Raw genomic sequence first — 17,067 nt, forward strand, 5'->3', positions numbered from 1 at the left:
CTTAGCAAAGATCGAAGCGTTCTAGCTTCATGCTGAACTGGCCGCGTCCTTGGGTGAGACTGCGCAGCGTCGTTGTATAGCCTAAGAGTGGCTCGAGCCCCGCCTCGGCGGTGATGGATGCGACATCGTTCTGAGTCGAGGTGCTCTGAATCAGCGCCCGCCTTGCCTGGAGGTCTCCCAGCACCGCGCCCAGGCTGGGTTCGGGGACGACCACCTCGATCTGCATGATCGGCTGCATGGTGGCAGGCTTTGCGGTCTCTAGGGCCTTGCGCAAGGCCTTGCTGACGGCGGCGCCGATGGCCTCGGGCGTCGATCCCGGGCCGAAGACTTCGATCTCGACGACCTCGACGCTGACATCTTGCACCTGAGCCCCGGCGAGCGGGCCGGCGGCCAGGGTGGCGTGGATGGCCTGCTCGATCGCCAGCGCTTGGGCTTGGCTGAGTTCGCTGCCCTCGGGCAGTACCCTTGGCAGGATCGCGATCTGCTCGCCTTGACTGCGGGCTGTGGGGCCGATCTTTACGACGGCACGTGCCATGAGATCGGGCTGGCGTGGGTCCGGCGTTGGCGGCGGAGCGAAGAGCGCCTCGGCTGTGGCGGTTGCACAGACGGTCTCGCGCACGGCGACCGCTGGTTTGCCCGTTCGGACCGACACGCCGAACTCACGCGCGAGCCGCTCGAGGACAATCTGCAGGTGCAGCTCGCCCATGCCGCGCAGCAGACGCTGCCCAGTTTCGGGATCTTCCTCGACCAACAGGGTTGGGTCTTCTTGTTGGACCTTGTCGAGGACCTCGATGAGCTTGTTCTCATCCGTGCCCGCACCTGGCTCGATGGCGAGGCCAAGAACCGGGGCATGCGTCGTGATGCGCTCGAGGCTCAGGAGCTTGCCCGGTGCGCAGAGCGTGTCGCCGGTGGTGGCGTGTCTGAGGCCGGCGAGGAGCACGATCTGCCCCGCAAGTGCTTGCTCCAGCTTTGATTTCTTGCCGGCGTCGACGTCGAAGATGCGCGCGACGTGCTCTTGCTTGGCCTGGTCGTCTTTGCCCAGGAATTCCACGGTGTCGCCCGGTTTGAGTGTGCCCCGGTAGACGCGGGCGAAGACGTGACGCCGGCCGTCCCAGAGCTGCACCTTGAACGCCAGGGCGGCGAGCGGTCCGTCGCCGCCCATGACCACCTCCTCCTCTGTGCCATCCGGCCGCTTGGCGAGTGATGGAGGGCGATCCAGGGGGGCGGGGAGAAAATCGACGATGGCGTCCAGCACCGGCTGAACGCCGAGGTTGCGCAGAGCACTGCCACCGAAGCAGGGGAAGAGCAGTCCGGCGAGGGTTCCTTTGCGAATGGCCGCGCGGAGGTCTTGGGCGTTCGGCTCTTCTCCCGCGAGGACCAGGTCGGCGAGGGACTCGTCGGCCTCCGCGGCGGCGAGCGCTAGCGCCTCGCGTAGATCCGCACAGCCTTCCCACAGGTCTGGCGGGCAGGGCTCTGTGACCACCTCTTCGCCTTGGTCACCGAGGAAACGAATTCGTGATCGATCGATCAAATGGACGATAGAGTCGTCTTCTGGAAAGGGCACCGTGATGGGGGCGGGCTCCGCCTTGAGCCGCTTGCGGATGGCGTCAAGGCTGCGCCGGAAATCGGCGCCGGGGCGGTCCATCTTATTGACGAAGAAGAGCGTCGGTAGCTTGAAGTGCTCGCGCTGACGCCACACCGTCTCGGTTTGAGGCTCGACGCCACGAACGCCGTCCAGGACCAGAATACAGCCGTCGAGCACGCGCATGGCGCGCTCGACCTCAATGGAGAAGTCGACGTGCCCTGGCGTGTCGACCACCTGAATCAGGTGCTCGCGCCAAGGCGCCTTGGTGACTGCGGCCGTGATGGTGATGCCGTGCTGCTGCTCCTCGGCCATGTAGTCCATGTGGGCAGAGCCATCATGGACTTCGCCGATCTTGTAGGAGGCGCCGGTGTAGAAGAGGATGCGCTCGGTCAGCGTGGTCTTTCCGGCATCAACGTGAGCGGCAACCCCGATATTGCGAACGTGAGACAATTGCGACGACTTTTTCATCGAATCTCAACCAGACTGGAGCCTGCGCATTTTATGAGTGGTTTGAATCTTGGCAAACGTCGGACGTGGCTGGCGACCTTCATAGGCGCCTCCCTGATTGGCTGGGGCGCCCTGAACAGTGCCCGCGCCGAGACGTTCCGACTCGACAATCCCGGCGATTCAGTGGTCGGTGTGACCTTCTACTTCAAGGCAAGACAGAAGGATACGCTCTTGGATATCGCGCGGCAGAACAATCTCGGCTATGACGATATGCGCCAGGCCAACCCCAAGGTGGACATGTGGGTGCCCGGTGCTGATACCGAGATTCTAGTGCCGGCCATGTTCGTGCTGCCAGATTCAGCCCCGCGCGAGGGGATCGTCATCAACCGTGCCGAGAAGCGTCTCTACTACTACCCGCCGGACAAGCCGAACGAGGTCCGCATCTATACCATTAGCGTTGGCAAGGATGCGATGGGCACGCCGCTGGGTTCCTTCGATGTCATTCAGAAGCGCGAAAATCCGACGTGGACGCCTGGCCCCAACGTTCGGGCCGCGCATGAGGCCTATGGGGATATCTTGCCGGCGGTCGTGCCGCCTGGACCAGACAACCCGTTGGGGCGCTATGCCATCCGTTTGAGCCGGCCCGATTACCTGATTCACGGCACCAGTCAGCCCTGGGGAATCGGTATGGAGGTGAGCGGGGGCTGTATCCGCATGTATCCCGAGGGCGTCGAGGAGCTTTACCCGATGGTTGAACTCAAGACGCCAGTCAATATCATCGACCAGCCCTACAAGGTCGGCTGGCGCGGCAGCGATCTCTACCTAGAAGTTCAGACTGGGGAGAAGAGCGAGCGCAAGGCTGCGCGGCAGGTGATTCCGGATGCCATCGCAAATGATCCGGAGGTGGTCATCGATTGGGGATTGGTGGAGCAAGTCGTTGAAGCGGATACCGGCATCCCACAGGTCGTGGGACACCGGCGCGGATCACAGAGTGCGTCTTACTTACCCATGATCTTCTGATACATGCGGTCGAGGCGCTCGGTGTTGGAGTTGCAGCAAGCCTGGGCGCTGTTTGCGGTGTCCAGGGCCTGCTGAGCCATGTCGCGAGCGGTCTGGTCGGTGGTGCAGCCGCCGAGCAGCGAGACGCTCAGGAAAGCGGCTGCGGACAGGGAGGTGATCTTGACGATTTTGGTCATTGGGCTAAATCTCCAAATTGTTGGCCATTAGGCGCTGTTTATATAACACATTGTGCGGATGCTTTCCCGGCCATGCCCTGTCTCGTCCCTGCGCCAACCATAGACGATTTCCAGGCTGGTAGCAGGGCAAATGCAGAGCGTGGCCCTTCTCGACTTAGCGTGGCACCAGGCAAAGCTGCCGGTGAGCGCGGTCCCGCAGAAGATTGGGGTAAAACCCTGTAGACATCAAGCCCACAAGTGGTCGAGTGGGAAGATTTTTTACCACGGCCGCTGATCGATGTGATTCTCAACCCAGGTGCCTTTTCGGTCTCTTTGTCTTTTCTGCGTGATAATGTGAATAAAAATCAAGAGATTGCGCGTTCATTTCTAGCTGAAGACTGGCGGCTGCGAAAATTTTCGGTCGTTCGTCACCCTAAGCTCAATGACCTCCCGAATGCTGTTCCCGTGGAGCCTAGGCGGTCTGTAGTTGGTGTTAATAAGACACGTTGCGGTGGCGCAAAAGATGCACTCATAGCCGGGGAAGGCACCAAGGCTTGGACGCCAAGCACTCCGCTGCTGAGGCTCCAAGGTGTGACTCTGAGGCTCGGGGCTCGTCTCGCGAGGAAGCGACGGCGCGCAGGTCGTGGTCGCTGCTCTGTCATGGCGGTCGAGGTAAGGTGATGCATCGGTACTTTGGGCGGGCAGATTGCGAGCCCGCTGAGCTTCCCTTTCGCTGCGACGGCTTTGCACGCGCTGCCGCAATCACCTCGCCGTCTGGTGATCGCATTCCCCTGAGCGAGCTGCCCGCGTTTCTGCGCGCGCTCTTGGTGACCGACGGCACCGTGACCAAAATCCTCGAGGCCTATTTCTGGGAGCCGGTCGCTGTCGACACCGTCGAGCAGCGGTTCGAGGCGGCCCAGCAGCCGGTGTCCTGGATCTCGGTCGAGGCGGGCGATTGCTGCCTGATCCGCGATGCGCGTCTGCGGGGCACTGATAGTGGCAAGACCTTTGCCGAGGCGTTTTCGCTGATCCGCACGGAGCTGATTCCGCCGGAGTTTCGCCAGCGGCTCATTGATCGGGAGATCGGCATTGGGGTGCTGATTCGCGACAGCGGACTGGAGAGCTACCGAGAGGTCTTGGATGTCGGGTTGGATCAGACCGCGAATGGCGAGACGGCCGTGTTTCGGACTTATCGCATCATCATCGATGGGCGTCCGGTGATTCTCATCACGGAATACTTTCCGCTCAGCCTCTACCGTTGATGGCCCGTGCCGGGGACCTGGCCGCTCGAGCAAGGACATGCAGCCCAGCATCGACACCATTCGCTTCAACGAGACACCCGAAGGCATCGACCTGGGGCTGCGCGTCGCCGGCCCTGTCCCGCGCGCCTTGGCGCTGGTGCTGGACATCGTCATTCGGATGGCGCTGTACCTCATCCTGACGCCGCTCATCGTTCTGGCTGATTTCGGGCTCGGGCTGATGCTCCTCGCCTTCTTCGGCTTGGAGTGGCTCTATCCCGTGGTGTTCGAGGTCTGGAGAGGGGCAACGCCCGGCAAGCGTGCCATGGGGCTTAGGGTCGTCCATGACGATGGAACCCCCATTGGGCTGCCCGCGTCCATGATTCGCAATCTGCTGCGTGTCGTGGATTTCCTGCCGCTGCTCTATGGTGTCGGCCTGGTCGCGGTGCTGCTCGATCGTGATTTTCGTCGCCTGGGTGATCTCGCGGCCGGCACCCTCGTGCTGCGTGTCGACGGCGGTCATCAGCCCAGAGGCGCCGTTGTGGCTGCGCCCGTTGCGCCTCCGCTTGGACTCGGTCTGGAGGCGCAGCAAGCCATTCTGTCTTTCGCCGAGCGCAGTCAGCGCCTGTCCGAGGCCCGGCGGATCGAGTTGGCGGAGGTCCTGACCCAAGCCTCTGGCGATCGCGGCGAGCTTGCGGTCGCGCGCGTCCGGGGCTGGGCGAGCTGGCTGGCGCGGGGGCGGATGCAGGAGTCGCGATGAGCTTGAAAAGACGTGTCCACTTGGCGGGTCCCAACGCGCTGCCAGCGTCCTCGCTCGCCGCTGTGATGCGCTTGGTGCCAGCTTGGCCCGGGATGTCGGGCCGCCGATGAAGCAGCAGCAGTTCGAGGCCGCCAACGCGCCACTTTGGCATGAGTATCGCCTCCTGTTGGAGTACCTCGATGGCGGCGCCAAGGCCCGTCGGAATCCTGCCCAGGTCAATCTGCAGGGCTTCCCAGCGCTCTACAGCACCATCTGCGGGCACTACGCCTTGGCGCGGACGCGGGCCTATAGTCCGGGGCTGATCGCTGATCTGCACGACCTGGCGCGGCGCGGCTACCGTCATCTCTATCGCCGCCGCCCGCGCGTCTTGAGCGCGGCGCTCGGTTTCATGGCCGCAGATTTTCCCCGCGTGCTGCGCCGTCACGCGCTCGCCTTCTGGATGGGCATGGCGCTGCTCTTCTTGCCCATGCTCGCCATGGGGGTCGCCGCCTATCTCGACGAGGAGATCATCTACAGCCTCATGGATGGGCTGCAGGTCGGGAACCTGGAGGAACTCTACGATCCCGCCAACCGCAAGCCTGGCCGCAGCCGCGAGCGTCAGGCCGATACCGACTTTGCCATGTTCGGCTTCTACATCATGAACAACGTCGGCATCGGTTTTCGCAGCTTCGCAAGCGGCCTGATCTTCGGCGTCGGCTCGGCGGTGATCCTGGTCTTCAACGGCCTCAATATCGGAGCAGCCGCGGGCCATCTGACCCGATTGGACTATGGCGGCACCTTCTGGACCTTCGTCAGCGGTCACGGACCCTATGAGTTGACGGCCATTGCCATCTCTGGCGCGGCTGGGCTGCTGCTCGGCAAGGCCTTGCTGGCCCCGGGACGCCGCTCCAGGCTGGCAGCGCTGCGCGAGAATGCGCGCGACGCCATCGTCCTCGTCGGTGGGGCGGCGATCATGCTGCTGTTGGCGGCGGTCGTCGAGGCCTTCTGGTCGTCCGGCTCCGCGCCAGCTGCAGTCAAGTATGGCGTGGGTCTGGCGGGCTGGGTGCTCGTGGCGCTCTATCTCGCGCTGGCGGGTCGAGGACGGCATGATGGAGCTTGACCGCGCCACCGCCCCCTTGCGGCAACGCGATGCCTGGGAAGGACAGGATCTCGGGTTCGCCCTGGCGCGCGCCTGGTTTTTGCCGCTGTGGCTGTTGTGGTGGTTGAGTGTCCTGCCGGTCGGTGTCGCCTGTCTTTTCCTCACCGGTTTCCGGCCCGATCTCTGGCTGCTTGCGCTCTGGTGGCTCAAGCCCATCTACGAGGGGCCGCTGCTCATTTGGGCGAGCCGCGCCCTCTTTGGCGAGCGACTGGGCTGGTCGGACCTCAAGACCCTGTTTCGCGCCGGGGTGCCCCGGCGCTTGCTGCCCTATTTGCTGTGGCGGCGCATCGGCATGCGTCGATCCTTTCTGATGCCCCTGACCCTGCTGGAGGGACTCCAGGGGCGGGCCGCCCGAGCGCGGCGGCAGGTCATGAGTAACGGCAGTGGGGTTACCTTCTGGCTGACCTTGGTCTGCTACCACTTCGAGATCATCCTCTGGAGCAGTCTTCTGCTGGGTGTCTTTTTCCTGGTGCCGCAAGAACTCCCGCGTCTCGACCTCATAGCCGCCGTCACGGACGACGCCTCCTGGGCTTACTGGGTCAGCGTCCTCGCCTACGTTTTCGCCTTCTCGATCGTGGCGCCCTTCTATGTCTGCGCCGGCTTCGCCCTCTACCTCTCCCGTCGCACCGAGCTGGAAGCCTGGGATCTCGAACTCGCCTTCAAGGCCGCGCGCGCGACGCTTGCCGAGGCGGCGCGCGGAGAGGCCCAGCGACCCAAGGGCGGACGCGTCGGCGGCGCCGCGACCCTGGTCCTGATGGCGGGAGTGGCCTTGCTGGCGTCGGCTGGCGTGGAGGCCGACCCCAGATCGGATCCTGATCAAGCCAAGGCGCTGATCGCGGAGGTCCTCGCCGAGCCAGACTTCGGATCGGTCAAGGAGATCGATGTCTGGGTCCCCATTGAAAGTGCGGAAGACGAAGCGGATCCGCTCAAACTGCCCGAGGGCGCCAAGCCGGTGCTGCTCCTGCTGGCCAGCTCGCTCAAGTGGATCCTGCTCGGCTTGGCGGTCGCTGGCCTTGTCCTCTTGTTGGTCAGGATTCTGCGTGACCGACGCCGGCTCGGCTGGTCCCTGGGCCGAGCGCGGCGACCGACTCGGGCGCCCCCCACTGAGTCCGTGCCCATGGTCGAGGCTCGCCTGCCTGCCGATATTGCCCAGGCTGTTCGCGCCTGTCTGCGCGATGGTGATCGGCGTGGCGCGCTCTCCTTGCTCTATCGCGCGAGTCTCGCGCACTTGCAGTTTATGGGGGTTGAGGTGCCCGAGGGTGCGACCGAGGGCGAGTGCCTGCGTCTCGCCGCGCGCACCCTATCCCAAGCGCAGATGGGGCCGCTGAGGCAGGTGATCCGGGCCTGGCAGGGCTTTGCCTATGCCCACTGCGTCCCCAACGACGCCTTCCTCGAGTCCTTGATCGACGCCTGGGCGCAGTGGGCGGCGGGCGGGCAGGAGCCGGCTTGATGGGCGAGCGACGCACCCTGAGCCTGGTCGTCGGCGGCTTGGTTCTGATTGCGATAGCGGCGATGCCGAGCTGGTTCTTCACCAGCTTCGAGCGCCGCACCGAACGCATCCCGGTCGGCTACTCGGCCGAGGCAAGGCGCAATGCCTTGCTGGCCGCCGAGCGATTCCTCATTGAACTCGAGCTGCCCGTCGAGAGCGTCACCGGCCGTGATCGTCTCTGGAGTCTGCCCGCCGCGACCGATACTCTGGTGGTCCTCGGCCTGGGGCCAATGAGCGCCGAGCGCCAGGCCCGGCTCATCGCCTGGCTGGAGCAGGGAGGGCACCTGATCGTCGAGGCCATGGATACCTGGGAAGAGGACGCACCCTCCGAGGATTTCCTCTCCGCTCTCGGCTTTCGGCTGCTGTTCGACGCGGGCGAAGGGTCCGACGACGATCGCAGGGTGATCGCGACGCTTGACCTCGGCCCCGTCGGCCGGCCGGTGCAGGTCGCCTTCCATGCCGACTATGCGCTGGAAGGTCAGGACGGGGATGACATCCTGGCGGCGGTCGCCGATCGCCCGCGGATCTTGCAGCGTCCTATCGGTCAGGGAAGGCTCACGGTGCTCAGCGACACTGCCTTCCTGACGAATACGGCGATCGGTGAGCATGATCATGCCTACTTCGCGCTCCACCTGCTGGCGCCGGGCGAGGGCGGCAAGGTCTGGCTGCTCTACGACAGCGACATGCCTTGGCTGGGTGGACTCTTGTGGGGGATCGCGCCCTATGCCTTGACCTCTCTGGGCGTGCTTCTGCTGATCTGGCTGTGGTCTTTGGGGGCGCGATTGGGTCCCTTGGTGCAGGCCCCGGACCGCCGTCGGCGGGACCTGATCGAGCATCTCGATGCCAGCGGAGACTTTCTCTGGCGGCACAATCAGACCAGCGCCCTGGTCGAGTCCAGCCGCAAGCGGATTCTGGGTGATTGGCTGAGCCGCCATCCCGACATCGCCCATCAAGGCCCCCATGCGCAGGCCGAGGCGGTGGCGGCATTCACGGGCGAATCGGTCGAGCGCATCTACCGCTCGCTCTTTGCTCAGCCTGATGATGCCCGCGCCTTCACCGAGCAGGCGATGTTGTTACAGCAGTTGCGGCAGAGCGCGCGCGGCGGCAAGTTCGGCACTTAGCCATGGCGCCCCTTTGGCACGCAACAAACCTCGGGTGAGATGTCCCGAAAATGAGGCCCCGGAGCAACGGATGAATACGACAGGAGACCAGGCCGGCCAGCTCAGCCTTGAGCAGGCGTCCGCCAAGCTCGAAGCCCTCGAGGCCATGATCGCCCGAGCCGTCATCGGGCAGAACCAAGTGATTCGCGAGTCCGTCGTTGCCTTGGTGGCGGCGGGTCACGTCCTCTTGGAAGGCCTGCCCGGCGTTGGCAAGACGCTTCTCGTGCGTGCCATGGCTGCCGCGATGGGGGGGCGCTTCTCGCGGATCCAGTTCACGCCCGATCTCATGCCCAGCGACGTGACGGGTCATGCCATGCTCGATCTGAAGAGCGAGGAATTCCGCATTCGTCGCGGCCCGATTTTTTGCAATCTACTCCTCGGCGACGAGATCAACCGCGCGCCCGCCAAGACGCAATCCGCGCTGCTGGAGGCCATGCAGGAGCAGCAGGTGACCATTGAGGGCAGGGCGCTGCCCTTGGCGCCTCCCTTCCTGGTCTTTGCGACCCAGAACCCCATCGAGCAGGAAGGGACTTACCCCTTGCCTCAAGCCCAGATCGATCGTTTCCTCCTCAAGGTCTTCGTCGACTACCCGGACGAGCGCGAAGAGATCGCTATGGTGCGGCAGGCGACGCAGGGTCAGGTTGGAGATCAACTCGACACCTCTCGGGTGGAGCAGGTTCTTTCCACGCAGGACCTTGAGGCCATCCAGCGCATTGCGGCCTCGCTGGAGATGGACGACAGCATCCTGGGCTATGCGGTGCGACTCGTCCGCACGGCGCGTGATTGGCAGGGCATCGAGACGGGTCCAGGTCCGCGCGCCACCCTGGCCTTGGTGCGCGCCGCGCGCGGCCATGCCCTCGCGAGCGGCAACGGATTCGTGACCCCGGACGACATCAAGGTCATGGCCCCGTCCGTGCTCCGGCATCGCTTGAAGCTGACGGCCGACCTCGAGATCGAGGGCTATCAGCCGGATGACGTCCTCCGCGACCTGCTGGCTGGCGTGCCGGCACCGCGGGTCTAGAATCCTTGAGGGCGCAAAATGCTCGCAGGTGAGTCAAATTTCGATGAAGCGTCCGACCATCCAAGGCCGTCGGTATCGGTATCGGGATCCAGATCCAGATCCCGATGGCATGACGCGTCGGTCTGAGGCGAAGCCTCGCTAGGAGCCTGTCGGCTTTTCAGCAGGTTAGCTCCCAAAGCCCGACAGCCTGCTAGGGTTCAAATCGAGCGCGCCGGCTGCGAATCGCGCGGTGTCCGGGCAGATAGGAAAGGACTGCGAGGGTGGCGGCAGATGACCCGTAACTGCTCGCGGACGCCCTCGATCTCAGGATCGATCTTGTCGACATCGCCCTCGACCCTTGGGGACGATGCTCAGAGCGTGCCTTGATCGGGCGGGAGCCGAAGTGGCGTCGGCTGGCCTGTCTCTCGAAAACGACGGTAGTCGCCGAGCACCAGCGTGTGGTCGAAGGCGAGCGTTGCGGGCAGCGCGTCGACCGGATAGATCGTTAGATTTCGGGCATCGTCCTGGGCGCGAGGTGCGCCGGTGGCTTCTGCTACGTAGACGGCGGTGACGGTATGGCCGCGTGGATCTCGGCTGGGGTCCGAGTAGATGCCGAGCAGGGCGCGTAGGGTCACCTGCAGCGAGGTTTCTTCCAGCGCCTCGCGCACGGCTGCCGCTTCCACCTGTTCACCAAGGTCGACGAAGCCGCCCGGGATCGCCCAGCCGAGTGGGGGATAACGGCGCTCGATGAGCACGATGGGACGCCCGGGCCGGTCGACGAGTTCGATGATGATGTCGGCGGCGATCAGAGGTGTTTCGGGTCTAGGCATGCGTGGTTTCCAATGTGGCGCCGGCAGTCATTGGTCGATGCGCCAGCGCAGAGGGCATCGCCAAGAGCGGTCGGCAAGCATCCAGGTGGTGGCGCCTCACCACCTATCGGTTTTATGTAGCCAGGGCTTCCAGCCCTGGCAAACCAGGCCAGGATGGCCTGGCTACGCAGGCTTGGAGCGGCTGTTCCGGTTGATTTCGGGACACCCATAGGTGTTGAGGTGGTGGCGCATTACAACCAGCTCCAGCGGTGCGATCAATGTGCATTCGCAGGCGAAGCGCAGCCGTCCGGTCTTGATGACCTCGGGGTTCAGCAGCGATTGCCCCTGCACTCGGCGGCTGCCTCGAACCAAGACCCAACGTCGGTCCAACCTGGAGTCGCTGGCCGGCGCGCGTCACTGATGGTCGCACCCGCCGGTCGACGCGGGCGTGACCTTCTGATCGTCTGCCGCTACCCTTAGCGGCTTCTTGGTACAGGCGATTCGCCGGGTAGCCGCTCAAGGTTCGGATCCGCATCCAAGCTGTGCGCGACCCCACCGCAGCCGAGTTGAACACGGACCTTGGTGCTGGCCAGCCGCCGAGCGGCACCCTGCACTCATGGGCTCGGCTGATTGCGGTTTCTCGGCGTGATCTGTAAGGAAGATGGATTCTATGAAGCTAGGTGTTGTGATTCTCGCAGCGGGTCTCGGTAAGCGGATGCGCTCCAGTTTGCCGAAGGTCTTGCATCCGCTTGCCGGGCGACCATTGCTGGGGCACGTGCTCGCCGCGGCGCAGCGGCTCGAGCCCGAGCGTATCGTCGTCGTCCACGGCCATGGTGGTGATCGGGTCAAGGCGGCCTTCGCGGATGAGGACTGTGCCTGGGTGGAGCAGCGCGAGCAGCGCGGGACCGGTCACGCGGTCATCCAAGCACTGCCGGCGGTCGAGGGCCTCGATCGTGTCCTGGTCCTCTACGGGGATGTGCCGCTCATCGCGGAGGAGACACTGCGCGAGCTGGTCGACTCGAGCAGGGAGACGCCGCTGGGCTTGCTGACGGCGGAGCTTGGTGATCCGACCGGCTACGGCCGCATCCTGCGTGATGGCGACGGCCGGGTCGTGCGGATCGTCGAGGAAAAGGACGCCACTCCCGAGGAGCGCCGGGTCGCCGAGATCAACACGGGCTTTCTGGTCGCGGACGGTGCCAGCCTTGTTACCTGGCTGGGCGCGATCAGCGACGACAATGCCCAGGGCGAATACTATCTGACCGATATCATCGCCATCGCGGCCGACCAAGGCGTTCGCATCGCCACCACTCAGCCCGCCGAACTTGCCGAGATCGTCGGCGTCAATGACCGCCTGCAGCTCGCCGAGCTGGAGCGGATCTACCAGCGCCGCGTCGCCGAGGACCTGATGCGCTCGGGCGTGACCCTCGCGGATCCTGCCCGTTTCGATTTGCGCGGGCGGCTCGTCACCGAGCCGGACGTTTCTATCGACATCAACGTCATCATCGAAGGTGAGGTGCAGCTCGGCGCCGGCGTGCGCATCGGACCCAACAGCATCCTCAAGGACTGCGTGATCGGCTCAGGCACCGAGGTCATGGCCAACTCTGTCATCGAGGGCGCCAGGGTCGGGGCCAATGCCCGGATCGGACCCTTCGCCCGGCTGCGTCCGGATGCCCTGCTGGCGGATGAGACGCATGTCGGCAACTTCGTCGAGATCAAGAAGAGCCGGCTTGGGCATGGCAGCAAGGCCAATCATCTCACCTATCTGGGAGACGCCGAGATCGGCGCTGGCGTCAACGTCGGCGCGGGGACTATCACCTGCAATTACGACGGGGCCAACAAGTCCAAGACCCTGATCGGCGATGGTGCCTTCATCGGCTCCAATACAGCCTTGGTCGCCCCTGTCAGCGTGGGCCCAGGCGCGACCATCGGCGCGGGCTCCGTCATCTCGAAGGACGCCCCGGCCGATGCGCTGACCTTGAGTCGGGCTCGGCAGACAACGCTCCAGGGTTGGGTGCGTCCCACGAAGAAGTCTTGATTCAGCTCCATTAGAGGTCTCAGCAATGTGTGGAATCGTTGGCGCTATCGCGCAGCGTCCTGTCGCGGCCATCCTGCTCGAGGGCTTGCGGCGGCTGGAGTATCGCGGCTATGACTCTGCCGGCATCGCGGTGCTGGATCCCTCGGGGGGGCTAACACGCGTTCGCACCCTGGGGAAGGTTGCCAAGCTCGCGGAGGAGGTTGCGGCCAGCCCGCTCAAGGGCACCCTGGGCATTGCCCATACACGCTGGGCTACCCATGGCGCGCCGGCGACGCATAACGCCCACCCGCATGTCAGCCACGAGCGCTGCGCCATCGTGCACAACGGCATCGTGGAGAATCACGAGGTGCTGAGGCGCGAGCAGTTGGCAGCCGGCCACGATTTCACCTCAGACACGGACACGGAGGTCGTCGTCCACGCGATCTACGACGAGCTGGCGACTGGCTGCGCCCTGGTCGACGCGGTTCGCCAGGCCGCGAGCAAGCTGCACGGTGCCTACGCGCTCGGCGTCATCGATTCCCAAGACCCGCATCACCTGGTCGCGGCGCGCCAAGGCAGTCCCTTGGTCATCGGCGTCGGCTTCGGGGAGCACTTCATCGCATCGGACGTCTTCGCCCTGCTCCCCGTCACCAACCGGTTCATCTTCCTCGAGGAAGGCGACATCGCCGAGCTGACGCTCGAGAGCGTCCGGATCTGGGACCGAGATGGTCAGCTGGTCGAGCGTCCGGTCAAGACCTCGACGGTGGCGGCGGAGGCCACCGAGCGCGGCGAGCACCGCCACTACATGGCCAAGGAGATCTTCGAGCAGCCCCAGGCCATCGCGGACACCCTCCAAGGGCGTCTCGCGGGCAATCGTATCCTGCCGGAGATCTTTGGCAGTCAGGCGACCGAGCAGCTTGCCGAGATCGAAGCGGTCACCATTGTCGCCTGCGGCACCAGTTTCCATGCTGGGCTCGTCGCGCGCTACTGGATGGAGGGCGTCGCCGGGATCCCTTGCCAGGTCGAGGTCGCGAGCGAGTATCGCTATCGCAGCCACGTCGTCCCGAAGCAGGCGCTCTTCGTGACCATTTCTCAGTCTGGCGAGACCGCCGACACCCTGGCGGCCCTGCGGTTGGCGAAGGGGGCCGGATACGCGACCACCCTAGCGATCTGCAATGTCCCTGAAAGCTCCCTGGTGCGCGAGTCGGACCTGGTCTTCCTCACCCACGCCGGCCCTGAGATCGGGGTCGCCTCCACCAAGGCCTTCACGACACAGCTCGTCGCGCTCTTCCTGCTGACGATCACACTGGGTCGACTCAAGCGACTCGACGCCACGGAGGAGTCGAGGCTGGTCGAGCTGCTGCGATCCGTGCCGGCCAAGCTCGAGGAAGTCCTGGCGCTTGATGCGACCATTGCCAAGCTTGCCGAGGACTTCGTCGACAAGCAGCACACCCTCTTCCTCGGTCGCGGTGAGCAGTACCCGATCGCGATGGAGGGCGCGCTCAAGCTCAAGGAGATCTCCTACATCCATGCCGAAGCCTATCCAGCCGGTGAACTCAAGCATGGCCCCCTGGCCCTGATCGACGAGCAGATGCCCGTCGTCGCCGTGGCACCCAACAATGCGCTCCTCGAGAAGCTCAAGTCCAACCTGGAAGAGGTCCGCGCCCGCGGCGGGCAGCTCTACGTCTTCGCCGACTTCCAAGTCGCCCTCGACGAAGGCGAGGGGATCACCGTGGTGCGCCTCCCCGAGACCGACGACCTCATCGATCCCTTCGTCTTCACGATCCCACTGCAACTGCTGGCCTATCACGTGGCCGTCCTCAAAGGCACCGACGTCGACCAGCCCCGCAATCTGGCGAAATCGGTCACTGTGGAATAGGCGTTACGCTTGCCTGTGTAAAGTGGCTGGTAGTGCCATTATCTATCGGATGTCTGCTTTTTTAAGCAATTGATATGAAAGCGTAATAAGTTTTCGTCATCCTATAGATCGTGGCACTGCCAGGAGCCGGAATGGACATGCAACGCGGACACGCGCCCGGAGCCCGAGTTCCGAGTCACCTCCGCGACGAAGACTGGGTCATCCGCCGCCTCGATCTGAGCGACGACGGCGGCCATGCCTTGACCTGCGATGGCCTCTCCGAGCTGGTTCGCGGCACCTCGGCCATCTTCCTCGACCGGCTCGAGGACGATATTCAGGTCCACGAGCCCGCCCGGACCGAGCTGTTCCAGGACTTGAGCGACGACTTCACCGACAGCCTGCTCTATCTCGAGAGCCAGCGTCTGCGCAGGGTCGCCAACGACCAGCAGATTCACCGCGCCCATCGGGTGGTCATGAAGGCCGCGGACTACCAACGCCTCCCGGCTGATAAGGGACTCAAACAGGCCCGCACCCGGCTCCTCATCGCCGAGGGTGTCGGTCTGGGCAAGACGCTCGAATTGGCCATGCTGGCCACCGAGCTGGACATTCGCGGGCGCGGTCGTCGCATCCTGGTGGTGACCCAGAAGAGCATGCTGACCCAGTTCCAGAAGGAGTGGTGGTCGCGCTTCACCATCCCCCTGGTGCGCCTGGACTCCGCCGGCATCCAGCGCATCCGCAACAACATCCCCTCCGGGCACAACCCCTTCAACGTCTACGACAAGACCATCATCTCGATGGACACCCTGAAGGGGAACAAGGAGTACCGCGACTATCTCAACAAGTCCCGCTGGGACATCATCGTCATCGACGAGTGCCACAACGTCGCCTTGCGCAAGAGCGACTCGGGCTCCTCGCTGCGGGCGCGCCTGGCCAAGAACCTCGCCACCAAGTCCGATACACTGATCCTGCTCTCCGCCACGCCCCACGACGGCTCGGCCAACAGCTTTGCCTCCCTGATCTGGCTGTTGGATCCCACCGCTATCTCCGATCCGGATGACTACAATTTCCTGCAGCGGCTGGAGGTCGAGCGGATTATCATCTGAAGCGCAGGCTTCGACAGGTAAAGGGGAAGTTTAGGTCATGTTTGGAGGCCGAAATTCAGGGGAAACCTCATGCAACATGCCTACAAGCAAACGCTTTACGAGCAGCTCGAAGCGCTGCCAGATGGATTGACCGGAGAGATCCTCAACGGACAGTTGCACACCCATCCACGGCCCGCCGGTCTGCATGCGCTGGCCGAGTCGAACCTCCAGATCGAGATCGGCGGACCCTTCGGAAAAGGCCGCGGCGGCCCCGGTGGTTGGTGGATTCTCGTGGAGCCAGAGATCCACTTCGTCACCGATCGAGAGGTCGTCGTTCCCGATCTTGCTGGCTGGCGTCGAGAGCGGATGCCGCACATTCCTCAAGGCCACCGCTTCGAGGTCGTTCCGGACTGGGTCTGCGAGATCCTCTCGCCGTCAACCGCCAGCAAGGACCGAGAAATTAAGATGCCGATCTACGCGCACTATGGCGTCTCCTATGCTTGGCTGATCGATCCGACGTGCCGAAGTCTCGAAGCCTACGGACTGGAAGACGGTGCTTGGCGGCTGCTCGTGGAGGCCTCCGGGAAGGATGCCATCGCGGTCGCACCCTTCGCTGCGCTAAAGCTTGAACTCAGCAACCTCTGGAACTAAAGCCAAAGCTCACCCAAAGGACTTGGGCGCAAGACCTCGACCGTTTCTGGAAAGCTGGGGTCGGACGATCCCGTCGCAGGATACGGAGGAATTTTATCCCTGCAAATTGGGTTATACCCATTGGGGTATACCCAACAGTCACCAGGTGCCATTTCCGCATAGATCCGCCTTGGGCCGTTCGAATAGTCTGGAATTCAGATGCCAGTGCCCAGGGGCCTTCATGCCAACGAGCACTGAGGTTACCCCAGGAATAGACCGACTAAACTGAATCGCTTGGAGTGGCCCCCTCAAGTCCGAAAACCCGAGATTCTCCTGAAGTATTGGTGTTCCAACCAGTTCCCCTTGCAGCAGTGATCCGTTGGCGATGACCGCTAGAGTGATCGGGGCTCATCGACCCCGACCATAGAAAGTGTCCATCAATTGTTTCCCGATGCGAGCGATGCCGCCCGAAATCCCCCCTAGCCCCCCTTTGCGAAAGGGGGGAAGTTGTTGATGGATAGTTCCATAGGCTGATTGCGCAACAAGATCGCGTCTGGCGTCCATAGGCCGATGGGCAACTGGATGAAACGGAAATGTCCCTCGTGTCCGGCGACAGAACGCACGATTGCGCATAGGTCGATCAGACAAAGAAAATCCCGAGCATCGACGGCCCGACGGAATC

General features: G+C 63.8%; 14 protein-coding genes. 11 read left to right on the forward strand and 3 right to left on the reverse strand.

The window, feature by feature from the left end:
• Position 1: 1 nt before the first annotated feature.
• Positions 2-2,053, reverse strand: a complete 2,052-nt coding sequence (locus G3480_RS02470) for an elongation factor G (RefSeq protein ID WP_164652085.1) — start codon at positions 2,051-2,053, stop codon at positions 2-4.
• 33 nt (positions 2,054-2,086) lie between these two features.
• On the opposite strand from G3480_RS02470, the gene G3480_RS02475 reads away from it, so the two are divergent.
• Positions 2,087-3,052: a L,D-transpeptidase family protein gene (locus G3480_RS02475; RefSeq protein ID WP_164652086.1), complete on the forward strand. Its 966-nt coding sequence runs from the start codon at positions 2,087-2,089 to the stop codon at positions 3,050-3,052.
• Here G3480_RS02475 and G3480_RS02480 read toward each other — a convergent pair.
• Entirely contained in the window at positions 3,031-3,228 is a 198-nt protein-coding gene (locus G3480_RS02480; protein ID WP_164652087.1) for an alanine-zipper protein, read from the reverse strand. The two genes, G3480_RS02475 and G3480_RS02480, sit on opposite strands and share 22 nt — an antisense overlap.
• Before the next feature lie 659 nt (positions 3,229-3,887).
• Here G3480_RS02480 and G3480_RS02485 point away from each other — a divergent pair.
• From G3480_RS02485 to G3480_RS02510, 6 genes are all read left to right on the forward strand, one after another.
• Entirely contained in the window at positions 3,888-4,469 is a 582-nt protein-coding gene (locus G3480_RS02485; protein ID WP_164652088.1) for a chorismate--pyruvate lyase family protein, read from the forward strand.
• Between the two features lie 37 nt (positions 4,470-4,506).
• On the forward strand, positions 4,507-5,205 hold the full coding sequence (locus tag G3480_RS02490) for an RDD family protein (protein WP_164652089.1): 699 nt from the start codon (positions 4,507-4,509) through the stop codon (positions 5,203-5,205).
• 106 nt (positions 5,206-5,311) lie between these two features.
• Positions 5,312-6,304 (forward strand): stage II sporulation protein M, encoded by a 993-nt coding sequence (locus G3480_RS02495; protein ID WP_164652090.1) that lies wholly within the window; start codon positions 5,312-5,314, stop codon positions 6,302-6,304.
• The gene (locus G3480_RS02500; protein WP_164652091.1) at positions 6,291-7,793 is read left to right on the forward strand and encodes a DUF4129 domain-containing protein; all 1,503 of its coding nucleotides are present in this window, start codon (positions 6,291-6,293) and stop codon (positions 7,791-7,793) included. Before G3480_RS02495 ends, G3480_RS02500 begins: the two co-directional genes overlap by 14 nt.
• Positions 7,793-8,953: a DUF4350 domain-containing protein gene (locus tag G3480_RS02505; RefSeq protein WP_164652092.1), complete on the forward strand. Its 1,161-nt coding sequence runs from the start codon at positions 7,793-7,795 to the stop codon at positions 8,951-8,953. Before G3480_RS02500 ends, G3480_RS02505 begins: the two co-directional genes overlap by 1 nt.
• 70 nt (positions 8,954-9,023) lie before the next feature.
• Positions 9,024-10,013 carry an AAA family ATPase gene (locus tag G3480_RS02510; RefSeq protein ID WP_164652093.1) on the forward strand — a complete coding sequence of 330 codons (990 nt, stop codon included), beginning with the start codon at positions 9,024-9,026 and terminating at the stop codon, positions 10,011-10,013.
• A 350-nt stretch (positions 10,014-10,363) separates the two neighbouring features.
• Here G3480_RS02510 and G3480_RS02515 read toward each other — a convergent pair whose 3' ends face one another.
• Positions 10,364-10,822: an NUDIX domain-containing protein gene (locus G3480_RS02515; RefSeq protein ID WP_164652094.1), complete on the reverse strand. Its 459-nt coding sequence runs from the start codon at positions 10,820-10,822 to the stop codon at positions 10,364-10,366.
• A gap of 649 nt (positions 10,823-11,471) precedes the next feature.
• Here G3480_RS02515 and glmU point away from each other — a divergent pair.
• The 4 genes from glmU to G3480_RS02535 all read left to right on the forward strand — a co-directional run bounded on the left by glmU (position 11,472) and on the right by G3480_RS02535 (position 16,406).
• A complete protein-coding gene (glmU, locus tag G3480_RS02520) occupies positions 11,472-12,836 on the forward strand; it encodes a bifunctional UDP-N-acetylglucosamine diphosphorylase/glucosamine-1-phosphate N-acetyltransferase GlmU (protein ID WP_164652095.1) in 1,365 nt (454 codons plus the stop codon).
• Between the two features lie 25 nt (positions 12,837-12,861).
• Entirely contained in the window at positions 12,862-14,694 is a 1,833-nt protein-coding gene (gene glmS, locus G3480_RS02525; RefSeq protein WP_164652096.1) for a glutamine--fructose-6-phosphate transaminase (isomerizing), read from the forward strand.
• A 137-nt stretch (positions 14,695-14,831) separates the two neighbouring features.
• Positions 14,832-15,776, forward strand: a complete 945-nt coding sequence (locus G3480_RS02530) for a DEAD/DEAH box helicase (RefSeq protein WP_206171453.1) — start codon at positions 14,832-14,834, stop codon at positions 15,774-15,776.
• 69 nt (positions 15,777-15,845) lie between these two features.
• Entirely contained in the window at positions 15,846-16,406 is a 561-nt protein-coding gene (locus G3480_RS02535; RefSeq protein ID WP_164652098.1) for a Uma2 family endonuclease, read from the forward strand.
• Positions 16,407-17,067 lie beyond the last annotated feature (661 nt).

The organism is Thiorhodococcus mannitoliphagus (assembly GCF_010915725.1).
GTDB classification, from domain to species: domain Bacteria; phylum Pseudomonadota; class Gammaproteobacteria; order Chromatiales; family Chromatiaceae; genus Thiorhodococcus; species Thiorhodococcus mannitoliphagus.

Bases quoted from the DNA above. Each gene is read 5' to 3' on its own strand.
- G3480_RS02470 (WP_164652085.1), bottom strand. From the start codon at position 2,053: ATGAAAAAGTCGTCGCAATTGTCTCACGTTCGCAATATCGGGGTTGCC.
- G3480_RS02475 (WP_164652086.1), top strand. From the start codon at position 2,087: ATGAGTGGTTTGAATCTTGGCAAACGTCGGACGTGGCTGGCGACCTTC.
- G3480_RS02480 (WP_164652087.1), bottom strand. From the start codon at position 3,228: ATGACCAAAATCGTCAAGATCACCTCCCTGTCCGCAGCCGCTTTCCTG.
- G3480_RS02485 (WP_164652088.1), top strand. From the start codon at position 3,888: ATGCATCGGTACTTTGGGCGGGCAGATTGCGAGCCCGCTGAGCTTCCC.
- G3480_RS02490 (WP_164652089.1), top strand. From the start codon at position 4,507: ATGCAGCCCAGCATCGACACCATTCGCTTCAACGAGACACCCGAAGGC.
- G3480_RS02495 (WP_164652090.1), top strand. From the start codon at position 5,312: ATGAAGCAGCAGCAGTTCGAGGCCGCCAACGCGCCACTTTGGCATGAG.
- G3480_RS02500 (WP_164652091.1), top strand. From the start codon at position 6,291: ATGATGGAGCTTGACCGCGCCACCGCCCCCTTGCGGCAACGCGATGCC.
- G3480_RS02505 (WP_164652092.1), top strand. From the start codon at position 7,793: ATGGGCGAGCGACGCACCCTGAGCCTGGTCGTCGGCGGCTTGGTTCTG.
- G3480_RS02510 (WP_164652093.1), top strand. From the start codon at position 9,024: ATGAATACGACAGGAGACCAGGCCGGCCAGCTCAGCCTTGAGCAGGCG.
- G3480_RS02515 (WP_164652094.1), bottom strand. From the start codon at position 10,822: ATGCCTAGACCCGAAACACCTCTGATCGCCGCCGACATCATCATCGAA.
- glmU (WP_164652095.1), top strand. From the start codon at position 11,472: ATGAAGCTAGGTGTTGTGATTCTCGCAGCGGGTCTCGGTAAGCGGATG.
- glmS (WP_164652096.1), top strand. From the start codon at position 12,862: ATGTGTGGAATCGTTGGCGCTATCGCGCAGCGTCCTGTCGCGGCCATC.
- G3480_RS02530 (WP_206171453.1), top strand. From the start codon at position 14,832: ATGCAACGCGGACACGCGCCCGGAGCCCGAGTTCCGAGTCACCTCCGC.
- G3480_RS02535 (WP_164652098.1), top strand. From the start codon at position 15,846: ATGCAACATGCCTACAAGCAAACGCTTTACGAGCAGCTCGAAGCGCTG.